This is a genomic window from Pseudomonas sp. GW821-FHT04D07 (genome assembly GCF_059420225.1).
This window is the reverse complement of sequence record NZ_JBWKTH010000042.1, coordinates 30,966-46,818: the sequence shown is the minus strand read 5'-3', so window position 1 is coordinate 46,818 and position 15,853 is coordinate 30,966. Positions and strand designations below refer to the sequence as shown.

General features: G+C 55.0%; 16 protein-coding genes and 1 pseudogene. 11 read left to right on the top strand and 6 right to left on the bottom strand.

Features of this window, described 5'->3' with window-relative positions; translation table 11 throughout:
- The 6 genes from AC07T0_RS29915 to AC07T0_RS29890 all read left to right on the top strand — a co-directional run.
- Positions 1–254, top strand: a 254-nt coding sequence (locus AC07T0_RS29915; RefSeq protein ID WP_495004564.1) for a hypothetical protein, incomplete at its 5' end; no start/stop codon positions are given.
- Between the two features lie 2 nt (positions 255–256).
- Positions 257–556: a hypothetical protein gene (locus AC07T0_RS29910; RefSeq protein ID WP_495004563.1), complete on the top strand. Its 300-nt coding sequence runs from the start codon at positions 257–259 to the stop codon at positions 554–556.
- A gap of 29 nt (positions 557–585) precedes the next feature.
- Positions 586–1,080 (top strand): hypothetical protein, encoded by a 495-nt coding sequence (locus tag AC07T0_RS29905; protein WP_495004562.1) that lies wholly within the window; start codon positions 586–588, stop codon positions 1,078–1,080.
- Positions 1,081–1,353: 273 nt separating this feature from the next.
- A complete protein-coding gene (locus AC07T0_RS29900; protein ID WP_495004561.1) occupies positions 1,354–1,758 on the top strand; it encodes a hypothetical protein in 405 nt (134 codons plus the stop codon).
- Between the two features lie 468 nt (positions 1,759–2,226).
- Positions 2,227–2,856 (top strand): hypothetical protein, encoded by a 630-nt coding sequence (locus tag AC07T0_RS29895; protein ID WP_495004560.1) that lies wholly within the window; start codon positions 2,227–2,229, stop codon positions 2,854–2,856.
- A gap of 88 nt (positions 2,857–2,944) precedes the next feature.
- A complete protein-coding gene (locus tag AC07T0_RS29890; RefSeq protein WP_495004559.1) occupies positions 2,945–3,274 on the top strand; it encodes a hypothetical protein in 330 nt (109 codons plus the stop codon).
- 143 nt (positions 3,275–3,417) lie between these two features.
- Here AC07T0_RS29890 and AC07T0_RS29885 read toward each other — a convergent pair whose 3' ends face one another.
- The gene (locus AC07T0_RS29885; protein ID WP_495004558.1) at positions 3,418–3,624 is read right to left on the bottom strand and encodes a hypothetical protein; all 207 of its coding nucleotides are present in this window, start codon (positions 3,622–3,624) and stop codon (positions 3,418–3,420) included.
- Between the two features lie 301 nt (positions 3,625–3,925).
- Positions 3,926–5,152, bottom strand: a complete 1,227-nt coding sequence (locus AC07T0_RS29880) for an OprD family outer membrane porin (RefSeq protein ID WP_495004557.1) — start codon at positions 5,150–5,152, stop codon at positions 3,926–3,928.
- A 209-nt stretch (positions 5,153–5,361) separates the two neighbouring features.
- Here AC07T0_RS29880 and AC07T0_RS29875 point away from each other — a divergent pair, with 209 nt between their 5' ends.
- The 5 genes from AC07T0_RS29875 (at position 5,362) to AC07T0_RS29855 (ending at position 12,273) form a co-directional block, all read left to right on the top strand.
- A complete protein-coding gene (locus tag AC07T0_RS29875) occupies positions 5,362–6,276 on the top strand; it encodes a LysR family transcriptional regulator (RefSeq protein ID WP_495004556.1) in 915 nt (304 codons plus the stop codon).
- 263 nt (positions 6,277–6,539) lie between these two features.
- A complete protein-coding gene (locus AC07T0_RS29870; protein WP_495004555.1) occupies positions 6,540–7,982 on the top strand; it encodes a YfcC family protein in 1,443 nt (480 codons plus the stop codon).
- Between the two features lie 84 nt (positions 7,983–8,066).
- Entirely contained in the window at positions 8,067–9,914 is a 1,848-nt protein-coding gene (locus AC07T0_RS29865; RefSeq protein ID WP_495004566.1) for a CocE/NonD family hydrolase, read from the top strand.
- Positions 9,915–10,022: 108 nt separating this feature from the next.
- Positions 10,023–10,889, top strand: coding sequence for a serine hydrolase (locus tag AC07T0_RS29860; protein ID WP_495004554.1), 867 nt, complete (start codon positions 10,023–10,025; stop codon positions 10,887–10,889).
- Positions 10,882–12,273 (top strand): CapA family protein, encoded by a 1,392-nt coding sequence (locus AC07T0_RS29855; protein WP_495004553.1) that lies wholly within the window; start codon positions 10,882–10,884, stop codon positions 12,271–12,273. Before AC07T0_RS29860 ends, AC07T0_RS29855 begins: the two co-directional genes overlap by 8 nt.
- A gap of 320 nt (positions 12,274–12,593) precedes the next feature.
- Here AC07T0_RS29855 and AC07T0_RS29850 read toward each other — a convergent pair whose 3' ends face one another.
- The 4 genes and pseudogenes from AC07T0_RS29850 to AC07T0_RS29835 all read right to left on the bottom strand — a co-directional run bounded on the left by AC07T0_RS29850 (position 12,594) and on the right by AC07T0_RS29835 (position 15,767).
- On the bottom strand, positions 12,594–13,268 hold the full coding sequence (locus AC07T0_RS29850) for a hypothetical protein (protein WP_495004552.1): 675 nt from the start codon (positions 13,266–13,268) through the stop codon (positions 12,594–12,596).
- A 164-nt stretch (positions 13,269–13,432) separates the two neighbouring features.
- Complete coding sequence (locus AC07T0_RS29845; protein ID WP_495004551.1) at positions 13,433–14,257, bottom strand: hypothetical protein; 825 nt, start codon at positions 14,255–14,257, stop codon at positions 13,433–13,435.
- A 194-nt stretch (positions 14,258–14,451) separates the two neighbouring features.
- A pseudogene (locus tag AC07T0_RS29840) lies at positions 14,452–14,547 on the bottom strand (DUF4113 domain-containing protein); the annotation flags it as partial.
- 311 nt (positions 14,548–14,858) lie between these two features.
- Positions 14,859–15,767 (bottom strand): DMT family transporter, encoded by a 909-nt coding sequence (locus tag AC07T0_RS29835; protein WP_495004550.1) that lies wholly within the window; start codon positions 15,765–15,767, stop codon positions 14,859–14,861.
- Between the last annotated feature and the right edge of the window lie 86 nt (positions 15,768–15,853).

Here is a 15,853-nt window from a genome sequence, read left to right as displayed (position 1 = left end):
GAGCGACGCTACACGACGCAATCGGCCAGATCCCACGAAATCGCTCTCTTCCGAGTGACTGGCCGCTTGCGGCCGATACTGTTGAAAAACAGCCCGCCGCCCCCTCCTTTATGGCCCCCTACTACCGCTTAGCTTTTGACCAACTCAACAACCCTGCAAACAACCACCGCAACGGGATAACATACAACAACTGCAAAACCGAAACAGCCAGGTTAAACAACCTTGCCTGGAGACTACTATCAGGAGAAAAATAAACATGAACACCATCAAAAGAAGCATTACTTCAGCAGTAATAGTTATTATTTCACTCACCTTTATAATAAGCGTATTTTACGTAGCTATCATCCCGATGCTCGCCCCCAACTACAAGACGTATTATGTTCTCGCAGCAGGAGTCGCAATATCTGCATTAGCTGGAGGATATATTGGCTATCAATCCCCGACAGATGATGCAGCGCTCATCAAGATCAGCTTTGGCTTTTTCTATGCAATAGCAACAAGCACCCTTGTATTTTTATTTTCGCTATTCATCATTCTAAACATCCGCGGAGCATAATCCACCGCGATACTGCATGGATGACCAGGATGGTACCCCATAAAGATTTTTATAATTTATCCAGCCATACCGGGAAGAGCTTCGATGAAGTATTCAACCGTACCCTGGCCAGTGGCAGCACCTTCAGCTACTCGGTTGATGAGTTGGGTTCAACCCAAGCGCTCACCAACAGCACCGGCGCGTTCACCACGCAGTACACCTATGACCCTTATGGCCAGACCACGCTCACGGGCACCACGTCCGGCAGCTTCAGTTATGACGCCGCCAACAGACGCAGCCAGAAGACGATTGCCGGGCAGACCACCGGTTATGTCTTCGACGGTATCAACCTGGTGCAAGAGCTGACCGGTTCCGCCCCCCCACACAAAGCATGCCCATCGCGAAAAGGACAACGCAGCAACCGCGCACTTGCGCATGCATCGTTCGGTAATGATCGACCAGTGGATCACGAAGACTCCTACGCTCGCAGTGGAACCGAATTTGTAGTCCTGGTCCCTGCCCTAGTAGCTGCGCCAACGATCTGAAAAAGCTTGTAGCAGTTCGGGTTTTGACAGCCCTCTGCGGTGTTGGTCATTGTGTCGGGGCATACCGCTGACGTTGTCAGCACCATGTCCATGTAGCTTGGATCCGGGAGGCTACGATGCGCCATTGCGCATGATCCACTCCCCAGGTCGCAACGCTTCCAGTAGCGCGACCAATCGACTGCTGTCGATGGAAGCTCTGCTGTTGCTTCACTGTTTCCCCCCATACGGGCCTCGCCCGTATGGGCCAGGTCCTCCCTTAATTTTGGAGGTTCCATGAAAATGGAAACGGTTTTATACAAAGCGTTGGTCGCATCCAACGTTCCAGATGAACACGCTACTGCCGTCATTGAGGCAATGGAGAAAGAGATGACCTCAGTCTTTGCTAGTAAAACTGATGTCTCAGCGGTTCGCACTGAACTGAAAGCAGACATTGCGGTACTTCGTAGCGAAGTGAAAGCGGATATCTCGGCGCTTCGTAGCGAAGTGAAAGCGGATATCTCGGCGCTTCGTACTGAATTGAAAAGCGATATCTCCGAGCTTCAGAAAAGCCTGGTGAAGCTTGACGCCAAGGTGGATACCTTAGGCAAAAATCTGACGATACGCCTCTTGTTGATCATAGGTGCCGCAGCCGGTGCATCCTCCGGCTTGGTCACTTCTGGACTCAAGTACCTGGCGTAACAACATTCGCTGTACCCACCCACGCGGGGAACCCTTCCCCGCCGGGCGAAGTGTTCTCCGCGTTCCCCTTCATGAACCAGGAGAAGCACCATGCCCAATAGCTACTGCAAAGAGCCTCAACGGCTCAGTCTTTACTCCGTCAGTGCAGACGCTGGCACGCTGATCGAACACCGGCTCCCTGCGATGCCCGCAGCTGATCGGCGTTCACTTCATGGGCGTGGTCCTTGTCGACCATGCCCACTCAACACCTTCTCTCAGGCCACTGATTTGTCGTCAGGTCGGCAAGACGGATAGCTCACCTTTTGCGGCGCTTGCTGCGAGCAAGCCACGCGACGCGGATGATCGTCGTCTCGCGGTTCAATTGATTTGGGTGCCCTGCGCGGCGCCTGACCACGACTTAAACCTTACATCCATCCATAGGGATTCTCGCCCTATGGGGCGAGCCCTGCCCGCCCCCAGGAGTGCTTTATGGGAAAGCCATTGAAAGTGTTGTGTCTACCTTTTCCGTTCATTCGGAACCCCTACGTCCCCGATTCGTTTCTGCGCCTGGACGAATTTCAGCGGCAGTTCACGATCATCTGCAGCGGTGTGATGAGCTTGCCGGAAGAGGAGCCGCGCGTGGGTTATCACCATATCGCCTGTGCCTACGAGGTGGGACATGTGGGTCTGATTGAGGACGCCATTGCGCTCTGTACCTCACGGTTCGACAAGCTGCATACGTATCCAAAACTGAGTGCGGCGGCGTCGTTCGATCCTCGCACGGTCGAGGTCTACTACACCTTCTCAGAACCCATCAGACCACGCGCTGCGGTCTATGGCAGCGCTGATGTTCAACGGGTGCTCTCGGGTGTTGTAGACCCCTCTGAGATCGTTTGGCGACGGCCCTGTCGTACCGATGAAGAAGTGCGTGCGCTGGAGGCACGGATACAGGCACTGCTGGCACAAGCCAACGAGGATATGCGCTCGGACTCTTACGACTCGGCGAGTTTTGCCCGTCAAACAGCCAAGGAGCTGAAAGGCTTTTGGGTTTCACCCAGATGGCGAGAGCCTGTGTTGAAGGCGCTCCACGACACAGGCGTCACCTGCTGCACCTACTGATAATCAAGGCTGGATAAAGCCTCAATAACCGTCACCGGGAAATCACCTCCCGGCCGGGGCGGTGGTTTCTCTGAACAGGAGAAATCTCATGTCCCCACAACCGAACCAAGATCGCGTCAGTAAGATGAAGTACTCACTGTCCGTCACGCCACGGGCCTGGGACAAAGCGGTGCAGAGCAATCAGCACCGGTGTGGTTCAACCTATGAGAGTCGGCTGCTGGATCTGTTGCACGCTGTAAGCAAAGCGCATCACCGGCAGCCCGATGCTCGGCAGATTCACTTCGGACTCTACCAGCGGCTGCACACAGGGCGTCGCACGAAGCAGTCCTCTCTGGAGCTGACGCTCAACCTGGTGGAAACAGACCCAGAGACGCCGTATCTGCTTCTGTCACTCAAGGACGAGCGGGTTGATTCATAACCTGGAATCGGCCTACAGCACACCTCACTCAAGCCCGACGCTGTCGGGCTTTTTTATGTCTTTGGCAAGCCCCCATGACGACGGTGAGGCGTTACATATTTTCATGACGCCCTGCCGAAAGAGGTAAAAGAGGGCTCCAGGAATTACTGGGGGGTTGCCGCGATCGTGGCGCTCCGTATCGAGCGCATCGCTTTCTTGCCTTCGGTGTTGAGGAATGGCTCAACCTTGGCCCATGGAATTGCAATGTCCTCGTCACAGGCTCGGGTGACATGCGGAAAATCTGTCGTGAAGATCAGGCCGCCAGCATAGGGACGCACTTGGTAAAAGCCGGACTTGCGATAGTCGTTCATGCTTTCGGTGCATTCATCACCGCGTTTATTACGTGTCGCCGCAGTTAGAATGAGATCGTTGAGTTTGTCAGGAGGTGAACGAGCCCCATGAAAGACAGGACACCGTTTCCCCCTTACATCTCAATCTGAACGCCCAGCGTTGTTGCCCGATACGGGGGCCAATTGAAGCGGTAGGCTGTAGTTGCGCAAGTTCAGCCTCGAGAAACGTTCGCACCATCGAGCCCACCCTCCCCCACACCACCACTTAATTCACAACTGACCGTTGGCGCCCTGCGGATGCACATACGACAGGCTGCCCGCATTACCACAGCTTCAACTCATAGGTTAGATAGAGCCTGCTGTCATCGCGGTCCGTCGCGAACGAGGAACGATATCGGTCTTGGTGCACCTCGATCCCCAAGCCTTTGAAGGTACCGTCCTGCACGACATACTCAACGCTGGTGTCCACCTCCCGCTCATTGGCCATCTTGCCTTTGGAAAGCCCGTTGCCTCCGTCATAGCCACGGATCATGAACCTCAGTCCCGGGGTGCCGATGGCAGCAAAGTCATAGTCATAACGCCACATTCGCGTGCGCTCACGCCCCTGGACGAACTTACCGACGCCTGCGTTGGTGAAGGAGTAGACCGATCCGCCGCTGATATAGGGCAAGGCCGTATCACCCATGACCTTCTGATAGCCGTACCCCAGAGAGTGGCCGCCGTAGTTGAAAGTCCAGAGACCGCTGAACATGTCGCTGTCCACCGGACCGGACCAGGCCGCGCCGGCTTCACCGCTGGTGAAGTAGCGAAGATCACTGTTCAGGCTAACCGGCCCCAGCGGCAGCTTATGCACCAGACCAACAAACTGCTGGCGGTAGAAGTCGGTCATTTCACCATAGTAATAGGTAGCACTTAACTGCTTGCTGAACGCGTAAGTCGCTCCGGCAAAGTCAAACTCCGAACCTTTGCTGCCGCTGTAGCCATTGGGGTAAAACGCAACGCTGTCCGTCGAGTCGCGAAACTTGAACCTGTCCATCTGCCCTGCGTGCAACGTCATTCCCGCAAAGCCTTTGTACTCGACCTGAGCACCCTGCAAGGTTTGGGGTAGCAGGCGACCGTCATTGGGCACGAGCACCGGGATTTTCATCATGTTCGTGCCGTACTTGATCACAGTGTCGTAGAACCTGACCTTGATCCCCAGCCCGAAACTGGAGAACCCCGACGCTGCGTGACCATCGCTAAGGACCGGCAGTAATCCGGTACCGGCGTGCTGCGGACTTGAATCGAGACGCACAGCCGAAAGCCCCAATGCGTCCAGGCCAAATCCGACGACACCATCGGTATAACCGGTCCCCGCATTCAGCAGAAAAGCTTGCCCCCACTCGCGGCGATCATTTGCACCGCCATGATAATTATCATTGAAGTAATAGTTTCGAAACAATAGATCGGCGTGTGCATCGTCGATAAAACCTTGCGCCAACAGTTCAGGTGAAACCACCGACGCAAATGTCGCGCACAGAAAACCACCGCATTTGATATCAATCCGCATATTTTCCCAGCCTTTTATTTATTTATTTTAAGCAGTAGGAAACACTAGACAGCCAAGTCTTCTTATTTTTATTTCTCTATGGACGCCTGTCGACGTGACAGCAGATACTAGACACAATGAAAGCATCGAGCAATATTATGCGCATTGTGCATCGAGCTATGCAGAACGTATTAATTTGATGAAATCTCTGGTATCAATAGAGGAAGCGAATGAACTTCAAACAATTCGAGGCCTTCCAGGCCATCATGACCACCGGCTCAACCATCGGCGCGGCAGCGCGCACTGGTCTGTCGCAATCCGCAGTCAGTCGCTTGCTCGGCCAGTTGGAGGAGTCTTTGGGCCTGCCCTTGTTCATTCGCAAAAAGGGCCGCCTGCTCGCCACCCCGGATGCCGAAGAACTGCTGGCGCAAATCACCACCGTGGTGGACGGCGTGCAGAAGATCCAACGCCTAGCCGATGAGCTGCGCATCGGCGGTGCACGCAAGACCCTACTCAAGGTCGGGGTCCCCAACAGCATGGCGCAGCAATTGATGCCACGCATTGTCGCCAGCTTCGTCGCACACCATGAAAACATGGTGATCGAGATCATCACCGGCCCCTACGAGACGATAGAACGTGCGGTGCTGGAGCGATCGGTCGACCTAGGGTTCGTTCGGCTACCCACGCAGTTGGCGGACTTTGATGTCGAGCCCGTATTACGCGCCCAAGGCGTCTGCGTGATGCCCATCGGGCACCCGTTGAGCGAGCATGAATACGTCACGGTCGAGGACCTGCGCGATGTGCCCCTGGTGTTGCTCGGGCGGCAAAGGCCACTGCGCACCGAACTGGACTTAATCTTCCGCGCGGCCAACCTGGTGCCACAGATCCGGGTCGAAGTGCATTCGGCGGGCGCGGCATGCGAATTCGTGGCCGAGGGCCTCGGGGTGTCGATTATCAATTCGCTGCTGGCGTCGCACTTTCGACATTTGCCTATTGTCATTCGCCCGTTTCGTCCGACCTTGAGTTACGAGTTCGGCCTGGTCTTTCGTAGCGACCAGCCACGCTCCAGGACCGTCAGTGCGTTTGCCGAACATCTCGCTCGCCACTTGAGGGAACGTAATAAATCGGTCGGACAAATTGCATAACCCAACCCACTTAACGCATACCGTTGCGCAAGCAAACAACAAACAGATATGGTTTGTTTCGTTAATTTTAAACTTCCAAGAAAAACAAGAATTGGAACCCCCATGCGCAACTCACGTCCTGAAGCAAAAAAGCAACTATCGACCCGTCACTGCTTTGTATTTGAATACGCTGCATGCTCATCACTTCTGCCGATCGCACAGAACATTGGTTCTGATAAATAACAACACGACACATACGTCTGCGAAAGACAGAGTACCCCCACATGAAAAGCTTACTGAAAACGACGTCGTTATCCATTGAAGATGTCACGCACGCACCGACCGACACCCGTTCAAGCAAAAAACAGATCAATCCATCAGTCATTTTGTTGATCATTGTTCTGCTGGCGGTATCCATGACCTATGTCATCGACTCCGGGCAATTCAAGCGCAATGGCGCCCTGGTGGTATCCGGGTCTTACACCCAACTGGAAAAAGATCGCTCGGCGTCCCATCTGTTCAACATGCAAACACGCAGCCCCAACGAGGTTCGCCCGGTTTCCATCGCCGAGGGTTTCCTGGCGATCCCCCAAGGCCTGGCCAAGCAGACGGGTCTGATCTTCATGGTGCTCTTCATCGGCGGCATGTTCGGAGTGCTGAACAAGGCCGGCGTGATCGACGCCGGCCTGACCCGGATGCTGGGTCTTAGCCGAGGCAATGTGTACATCCTGATACCGCTGCTGATGCTGATTTTCTCCCTGGGCAGTACCTTCGTCGGCATGTCCAAGGAATACGTACTGATGGTCCCGCTGATGGTCGCGATGGCAAACCGGCTGGGCTTGCCCAGTATCATAGGCCTGGCCATCGTGGTCATTTCGGTGAAGATCGGTTACCTGTCATCTATCTCCAACCCAGTGGCACTGGCCGTGGCACAGCCGATTGTTGGTGTACCGATTTTCAGCGGCATGGGCATGCGCGTCATGACGTACATCATTTTCCTGATCGTCGGCGTCGCCTTCGTGCTGCTGTGCATCAGTCGTACTGGCTTCGACTCAAAGGCACAGATCAGTTTTGACCGAATCGCCTTGCCAGCACGACTACTGACCACCCTCCTCGCCCTCATGCTGGGCATTGCCTTCCTCGTCTACGCCACTCACACCTGGGACTGGAAGTTCCCGGAACTGAGCGCCTACTACATTGGCTTGAGCGTGGTGTTCGCGGTGATCATGGGCATGAATGCCAGCGTTGCGACCGAGGCCTTTGTCGAGGGCATGAAAAAGGTGCTGATGGCTGCAGTATTGATCGGGCTGGCGACGGCGGTGGAAATCATCCTGTCCACCGGGCTGATCCTGGACTCCATCGTCAACGCTCTCGCCAACATGACCCAGGGGCATGGCCCGGTGGTGTCAGCCTACGGGATGCTGTTCTCGCAACTGGGCCTGGATGTGCTGATCCCGTCCACATCGGGCCAGGCCGCGATCACCATGCCAATCTTCGGTCCCCTCGGGCAACTGACCGGTGTCACACCGCAAACCACGGTGTATGCCTTTTTGCTGGGACACGGCCTGAGCAACATGATCACCCCGACCTCCAGCGGTCTGTTGGTACTGCTGGCCACAGCCCAGGTGGGCTGGACGCATTGGGCTCGCTTCATTCTGCCGTTGTTCCTGGTTTATTTCGTAATCGCCCTGCTGTTGCTCTCCTTCGCCGTGGCAACAGGCTACTGATCCTCCGCTGCGCGGCGTGATGCCGAGCAGCCTTGAAAAAGGCACTAACACATGAACACTTCTCTGGATCGTGGCTCTGTGGAGCTGACAGTACTGCGCAATCAATACGTTCCCATGCGCGATGGTACAAGGCTCGCCACCGATATCTATCTGCCCGCCGACAGGCCTGGGCCACTGCCAGTGATCATCGAACGCACGCCCTACGACAAAGCCAGTGCATCACGCTCCGAGCTGAGCCTGGATGGGCATTTGCTATCGCGTGAAGCAATGGCCGCCAACTTCGCAGCCAGGGGGTTCGTCACAGTGTTTCAGGACTGTCGCGGGCGCTACGAGTCCGAAGGCATCTTCGTAAAATACATCGGCGAGGGTGAAGACGGTTTCGACACGTTGCGCTGGATCGTCGAACAACCCTGGAGCAATGGCCGCATCGGCAGCATGGGGTTGTCGTACGCCGCACATACACAGATGGCGATGGCCTGCCTGAACCCACCGGGTCTGATGACTATGGTTCTGGATTCTGGTGGTTTTTCCAGCGCCTACCACTGTGGTATCCGTCAAGGCGGCGCGTTCGAACTCAAACAGGCAACCTGGGCCTATAAACAGGCACTGCAAAGCCCGGCGGCCCAGGCCAATCCGCAGCTGCGACTGGCGCTGGAACAGGAGAACATTCGTGATTGGTTCGGGCGAATGCCCTGGTTTCCAGGGCACTCACCGCTGCGCCACGTCCCGGAATACGAGGACTACTTGTTCGAACAATGGGGCCACGGCCGGTTCGATGCCTATTGGGAGCAAACCGGCCTCAACGCCGAGCGCCATTACGCGACCTTGCCGGACATTCCGATCCTGCACATGTCCAGCTGGTACGACGCCTACGTCGGTTCGACATTGAGCAATCAGACGGCGCTAAGTCACGAGAAAGCCAGCCCGCAGCATTTGATCATGGGCCCCTGGCTCCACGGCGACCGCAACGTGACCCACAGCGGCGACGTGGAGTTCGGCCCGGCAGCGGCGTTCGACGGCCAGGTCGACCGCGACTGGCTGACCTGCCGTCTACACTGGTTCGAGCGCTGGCTCAAACCGGGTACAGCGTCGCAGCCAACCGATACCGTGCGCGTATTCCTAATGGGCGGCGGCAGCGGCGCACGAAACCTCGAGGGCCGCCTGGAGCACGGCGGCCAATGGTTGGGCAGTCATCAATGGCCATTGCCCGGCAGTCGCGAACTGAATCTGTACCTGGACGTTCAGCAGAGGCTAAGCCCGTCGAGACCAACGAACAATGATGCCTGCCTCAGCTACCGGGCCGACCCGAACCACCCAGTACCCACCATCGGCGGCGCCCTCACGTCCGGCGCACCGGTTTTTTTTGGCGGTGCATTCGACCAACGCGAGCTCCCAGGATTCTTCGCCAGCCGTGGCGATCAGTTACCATTGGCCGCACGGCCCGACGTGCTGACGTTCCAAACCGAACCTCTGGAACAGGATCTGATCGTCGCCGGGGCGATACACGTCGAGTTGTGGGTGCACAGCGACGCCATGGACACTGACTTCACCGCCAAACTGGTAGATGTCTACCCACCCAGTGCCGATTACCCCCAGGGGTATGCCATGAACATCACCGACGGCATCTTCCGTTGCCGTTATCGGGAAAGCTGGGCCGACGCCAAGCTGCTAGTGCCGGGTGAGCGCTTCGCTATCCGCATCGAACCCTTCGCCACCTGCAACCGATTCAGGGTGGGCCACCGCTTGCGCTTGGACATCGCCAGCAGCAACTTCCCCCATTTCGACGTCAATCCGAACAGCGGCGAGCCCGAGGGTCAGGCCCGGCTCAAGCAGGTGGCTACCAACACCGTGCACCTGTCCCGCCATCACCCTTCGCGCATCAGCCTCAGGGTGCTGCCGCTGGAGCAACTTGAAGCACTGACGACCGACTGAGCAACGCCGCCTGGGCGGCTACCGAACCGACTTACCAAACAACATAGCTATCGCGCTGGCGTGATGGGCGCGCCTTCGCTCGCCAATCACCCGACGTTTGGAGATGACATGAATGAACTGGCTCACCGCTTGCGGCTCATCTGCGACGAACAACCCTACACCACAGCATGGTACGTAAAAAACCTGCTAACTGGAGAAATCCTGCAGCGCAACGGCGAAACGTCCTTTGCGTCCGGCAGTACGCGAAAAACCTCAATCCTGATGGCGGTGCTGCGAGCGGTTCAACAAGACCGCCTGAATCTGGATGAGCCCATTTTCTATGAGGAGCGCCTGCGCGAAGGAGTGGTTTCAGGGACCTTCAAGTACCTAACACCGGGTTTCAGCATTACATTGCGCGACGCCCTCGTACAAATGATCATCATGAGTGACAACGTTTGCACCCGCATGGTTCTGGAGCGCATCAGCCTGGGCGAGGTCAATGATTTCTGCCAACAGGTAGGCCTGAACAACACCCATCATCGCAATACTATCCCTCACCCGGACCTGCCCTTGGACCACGCGCTCGAAGAGGTCACCACCACCACGGCATGTGATCAGGGACGGATGTACGAGCTCATCTTGCGGGGCTCAAAAAACGCAGCTGTCTCACGGCAACTGGGTTGTAGTCAGGAACAATGCGCCTTCGCCATCGAAGTGCTCAGTTGGCAAAAACTGAGAACCAAGATGGCCTCGCTGTTGCCCGCAGACGCAAAAGTCGCGCACAAGGGCGGGACAGGCAAGCGTGGCCGCATGGACGGTGGAATCGTATTCCGCGACGGTGTTCCGTTGTTCATTTTCACTGGCTACACCGACCAGGTTCCTCTGGTGATGCCCGATGGCTTACCTGGCTATGCATCGGCGTTCTCGACACTGGGACGCCTTGCGCGCGCCTGCTGGGATGCCATTCCCTCAGGTGAGGTACACACCCATGGATAAGCCTTCGGTGGAGAACCCATACACGCCGCCAGCACCCAGCGAGCTGTCACCCTCCTGGTCTTCGGCCAACGTCAATGAGGGATTTACGCTGGCGGCGGTGGGAGACCTGATCATTTCCGACTCCATCCACGCTCGCATGCGCCAGCGCACCCCTGATCTGTTGGCGGTCCTGCAAAACGCAGACGTGACGTTCGGCAACTTCGAAGGCACCGCCATAGACCTTCAGCAGTACGGGGGCTGCCCTTCGGCGCTGTCAGGCGGCTCCTGGCTGATCAGTACCCCGGCCGTGGCCGAGGACTTGAAACAAATGGGTTTCAATATGGTCAGTCGAGCCAACAATCACAGCACCGATTGGGGGGTGCAAGGTATGCGTAGCACTGACGAACTGTTTCGTCGTGCCGGCATCGTCCAGGCAGGCACGGGTGAAAATCTGGCCCAGGCCAGCGCCCCAGCGATACTGACTACTGCAGCCGGACGTGTATCGTTGGTGGCTGCGGCTTCACGCTTCGAAGCGGATGCGCGTGCAATCGACCCGCTCGGTCAAATTCAGGGGCGCCCTGGCTTGAATGCGCTGCGGACCACTCGATTCGTGATGGTCTCCCAGAAGCGCCTGCAACAACTTGCAGAACTGCGTGACGCTCTGCCCAAGGGCATGATGCGCCGCTCGGTACTCGCTGCTGACGCCCGCCATCAGGTCGTAACACTGTTCGACACCAAGTATCGGGCGCACCTCAACCCGGACCACGAAGTGGCGTTCTCTTTCACACCAGACGAACGAGACCTACGCCGCATCCTGCGGAGCATTCGTCAGGCCAAGCAGACTTCTGACTTCTCGGTATTTTCGCTGCACACACACGAACCGGGCAATTACTGCGAAACGCCTCCGGATTTCATGCCAATTGTTGCCCGTCAGGCTATCGATCATGGTGCCGACGCTGTGATCGGACACGGCCCACATCAACTACGAGGGATCGAAATCTACAGGGGCAAGCCTATCTATTACTCCGTGGGAAACTTCTTCTTCATGGAAAACCAGCAGTTCCCGATCACTCGCGACGAGTACGAAAAGGAGCGAGTCGAGCCCGGCACCCTGACCGAAGCTGAGTTTATGGAACATCGTCGCGTGCATGGAGTGTTCAAGGAGCAGATATGGTACGAAAGTGTGATCGCGGTCAATCGATTCAACGCACAGGGTGTCTTGCGCGAAGTGGTCCTGCAGCCGGTGGAAATGCATTGGCAAAACGAACGCGACGCGGATCGAGGTTTGCCCCGTCTGGCCTATGGACCAGATGCCCTGCGGATATTGAGCCGCTTGCAACGCCTGTCCGCGCCCTATGGAACACAGATCGAAATCGAAGGTGATCTGGGTTTAATCCGATTGTAAATGGGTGGACACCCCAGTTTTTTTCATGAATACCCAGGTAATGCAGCGATCTGAAAGATTACTTCATTGCACCCGTTTCTCGGTGCACTTGACCGGCCAGTCAGCGTTCTGCGAAAACTGACTTTCGAGATAAGATCCATGCCTCGTCCGCCAGACCTAATTACGGCATCAATTTTCGTGCAGAACCTAGCCAACTAAAGTCGAATCGACTTGGCTATTTTAAACCCCGCTCGCTCCAGTGAACGGGGCTTTTTATCGGTGCCCCCCTTGGAACTGCTCGATCGAGCCTTAGCCAAGGCACCACCTTCAGCGTATTTTAACTACTTTAAATACTCTTTAATGCGATCAACAACTTGAGACGGAACACCAATTACCTGCCGAGCATTTTTTGCGCGCGAGTCTTTAACCGCATGACCATCAATGGACGCACCCTCTAGTTCATTGGACTCCGCTAACCGCTCTATTTTTGCAAGTAATGCGTCGTCCGCGGCCATCTTGTGTTCACCAAGATAGCCATTTGAAAGTGTATTTGTGTACCCACTTATCTCACAATTTAGATATTCTAATGCTTTCATACAGCCAGCAAACCAAAAAGCAAATGGATATTTTTTCAGCTCTGAAACTGCGGAATTGCAAGCATATATCTTAATCTTCCCTGCATAATTTTTGTTCAAGCCGAGTCTTGCTAACTCACGCGCAAGATCGAATGCATCAATGGTTGATCCCTTATCCCCTCTGCGGCTTAGCACTCTGCTGCCAGGTGCGCAGTGACCAATTATGTATATAACAGCATCAGAACTAAGCAGTGTTTTTATTTTTGTATTTAGTTTCTTCTTAGAGGTTTCATCAAATGTGAAAAATTCATAATCCAGCAAATCTTCTCGGTCAGGATTTTTTTGTATTTTTTCATACCGACTTCTCGCCCAGTTATCCCTGAGAACCGTCCAATCTTTGTACTGAACAAATGGGTATATGACGACTCTTCTATACGACATCGAAACACTCCATTATACGGAAACCCAGCGATAAAGCTGCAATGCGCACACCTATTATAGCCACTGTTCCCAAAGACGCTCATCATACATCAGCAAGCAATGCACTCATTGCGTAAGGCCGTATCCCCGAGCAAGCTAAACGCTTTGCTTACTTAAAAAACAGCTCACTCCGGAGAATTTAAGTAGTCACACTCTCGCTTTTGGAATACCTTCGGCACCGGAACATATTTCAACAGTGGATATTTAGTTGGCTCAATACTCTCACTGTCGCTGACTTTCGGAGCGATGAGCACGCGCTTTCTGTTGCCATCGAGGTAGAGCACATCAAATTCTTCGGGGCTGATGTTTTTGCAAGGTGAAAAAGTACTGAAGTCAGCTAGATGCGCAAAACGATAGAGCACTTCACCACGCCGCTCCTCTGACGCCATGACTTCGGTGACCAGAATGGAAATATTGAGAAAAACCACACAGTTCGCCAAGTGGCAGATAGAATGACTGAGCGCTCGCTTACTCTTGCGATGTGCCTCACAGGAAATAACGAAAAAAATGAACGACGCTCCAGAAATCACATAGAAAATTGGCTTAAGATCAACCAAGGCGTGAATAAATGTCGCCGCAGTCAGTGTCATAGGCAGTAACGATGGATCGACATGAAAAATTTGATTAATTTCGACCTGAGCGTCGATTTTAGCAAAAAAACCCAACCCACCAAAAACCGCAGCCCAGATCAAAAAATTCGACTTAAGATGCATTAATTTCTTATCAAGCTTCATTTCAAGCAAGCTCATTAAAATATAAAAACCAATGAATATCGACGATGTGAGCGCCAAGACAAACAGAGTTGGGTGTGGTGTGCTGGACTGAGTTGCCGCACCTCCAACAACAACCAATACGAAAGATACAAGAGCCAGTATGCAGAGCGCCCTCATGGTTGCAGCATGGTCTGGCGTTTGGGGTTCAGTGCTGGACGGGGCGGTAGTCTGATTCAAGCGGTGAGTATCCTGCATTGGCAGTTCGATCCTTGCTTCGGGTTTAAGAAGTGTCAGGGCTCTATGAGAGGGCTCATTCTCTCAACGTATCGGCCCCCTTACGTGTCCCTGAAGGTCCGGAAACGCTACGGTGCCGGGCTAGCTTTCGATGCGCCAGAACATACCTAGGGTGCTACATCCGAGAGGCCCAAAACTCAGCAGCACGACACCTTCCACAACTGATCCAGTCGCGTGGTGAAGCTACGACTCATCATCTCCCGGCGCATGCCCCACTCGGGGTTCAGCGGGACGCAAGAATGGTGAGTGTGCAGCGATTTTCGCCCAAGGGGCCGACATACTGATGGTTCTCCGTTCGCACCCTGGGCGTGGGCTAGGAGGTTATTTAGGGCGCTCATGGAATGCAGCAAAAACATCCGCCATAAAATCCATGAAAACGATGGCTCGCTGGGGCAGCAGCCGATTCGCTAACCACAGGCAAGCGTGGGCCGATTTCGATCAGTCGTAACGGGCAGAAACCGGCCAAAAGATACCTCTCAGCAGAGAGCCGTCAGCTCCTGACATCTACCTTTACTGACGGCTTCCCAACCACTCATTTGATCGATCACCGACTGTGTTGAACAGTTGCCATTCTGGATTGTGGCCGGTTGGAGAATTGTACGCAGGCCACTCCCGCGAGAATGGTCGCGATGGCGAAGCCTGCGCTCATGGAAATCGGCTCACCAATCGCGATCCCGATGAGCAGCGCGACCACCGGCGGGATATAGCTGACGGCCGACGCAGCCACAGCGCCGAGCGTTTCAACGATGCGGTAATAGGCGATATAGGCAAAACCGGTACCCAGCAATCCCAAGCCGAAGACCAGGCCAACCCACGCCCGGGTGTCGTCGAATACCTGGGTGATGCCTTCAAGTGGCGTAACCAACAGCAAAAAGAATAACGCCAGACCGATCTGGTAAGTCGTCAATGCCACCGCTGGCAAGCCGAGCGGGCTGATAAACCGTCGAGCATAAACGAACGAACAACCCACGCTGAGCGAACCGATCATCATGTAAGCGATTCCGCTCGGATTGATTACGCCTTCAGCCGACCATGGCTGCGCAATGAGCAGAACCCCCATGAAACCGAGCACAATGCCCAGCACCTTCAGCCCATTGAGTGGCTCGCTACGCAGAAATAGCCAGGCACACAGGAACGTGAACAGCGGAATAGCCCCACCGAGCATACCGGCAATGCCCGAGGGCAACAAAACAGTACCTTTGGCGAAGGCGTAGTAATAGACAGCGGTCGCCAGCAAGGACATGACCACGAAATGAGGCCCATGGCGCCAATGCGCCCAACGTAATGCGCCCTTGTACAGCGCGAAGGCGAGGACTGGCAGGAAACCGAAAAGCACACGCAGCAACGTGATTTGCACCGGTGAGATGCTGTGGCCCGCCCATTTGACGAAAATGAAGTTGCTGCCCCATACCAGGCCAAGCAGCAAAAATAGGACAAAAGAAGTTTTCTTCATGACACTGGCCCTGTGATCGTGCGATTTAATTTCTATCGGCTGGGCTTCTGTTCGCTAACTTTCCTGTTAACTTGAATAGCCTGTTG

What these genes read in the sequence shown, in the direction of transcription:
- AC07T0_RS29910 (WP_495004563.1), top strand. Translation starts at nt 257, where the DNA reads ATGAACACCATCAAAAGAAGCATTACTTCAGCAGTAATAGTTATTATT.
- AC07T0_RS29905 (WP_495004562.1), top strand. Translation starts at nt 586, where the DNA reads ATGGTACCCCATAAAGATTTTTATAATTTATCCAGCCATACCGGGAAG.
- AC07T0_RS29900 (WP_495004561.1), top strand. Translation starts at nt 1,354, where the DNA reads ATGAAAATGGAAACGGTTTTATACAAAGCGTTGGTCGCATCCAACGTT.
- AC07T0_RS29895 (WP_495004560.1), top strand. Translation starts at nt 2,227, where the DNA reads ATGGGAAAGCCATTGAAAGTGTTGTGTCTACCTTTTCCGTTCATTCGG.
- AC07T0_RS29890 (WP_495004559.1), top strand. Translation starts at nt 2,945, where the DNA reads ATGTCCCCACAACCGAACCAAGATCGCGTCAGTAAGATGAAGTACTCA.
- AC07T0_RS29885 (WP_495004558.1), bottom strand. Translation starts at nt 3,624, where the DNA reads ATGAACGACTATCGCAAGTCCGGCTTTTACCAAGTGCGTCCCTATGCT.
- AC07T0_RS29880 (WP_495004557.1), bottom strand. Translation starts at nt 5,152, where the DNA reads ATGCGGATTGATATCAAATGCGGTGGTTTTCTGTGCGCGACATTTGCG.
- AC07T0_RS29875 (WP_495004556.1), top strand. Translation starts at nt 5,362, where the DNA reads ATGAACTTCAAACAATTCGAGGCCTTCCAGGCCATCATGACCACCGGC.
- AC07T0_RS29870 (WP_495004555.1), top strand. Translation starts at nt 6,540, where the DNA reads ATGAAAAGCTTACTGAAAACGACGTCGTTATCCATTGAAGATGTCACG.
- AC07T0_RS29860 (WP_495004554.1), top strand. Translation starts at nt 10,023, where the DNA reads ATGAATGAACTGGCTCACCGCTTGCGGCTCATCTGCGACGAACAACCC.
- AC07T0_RS29855 (WP_495004553.1), top strand. Translation starts at nt 10,882, where the DNA reads ATGGATAAGCCTTCGGTGGAGAACCCATACACGCCGCCAGCACCCAGC.
- AC07T0_RS29850 (WP_495004552.1), bottom strand. Translation starts at nt 13,268, where the DNA reads ATGTCGTATAGAAGAGTCGTCATATACCCATTTGTTCAGTACAAAGAT.
- AC07T0_RS29835 (WP_495004550.1), bottom strand. Translation starts at nt 15,767, where the DNA reads ATGAAGAAAACTTCTTTTGTCCTATTTTTGCTGCTTGGCCTGGTATGG.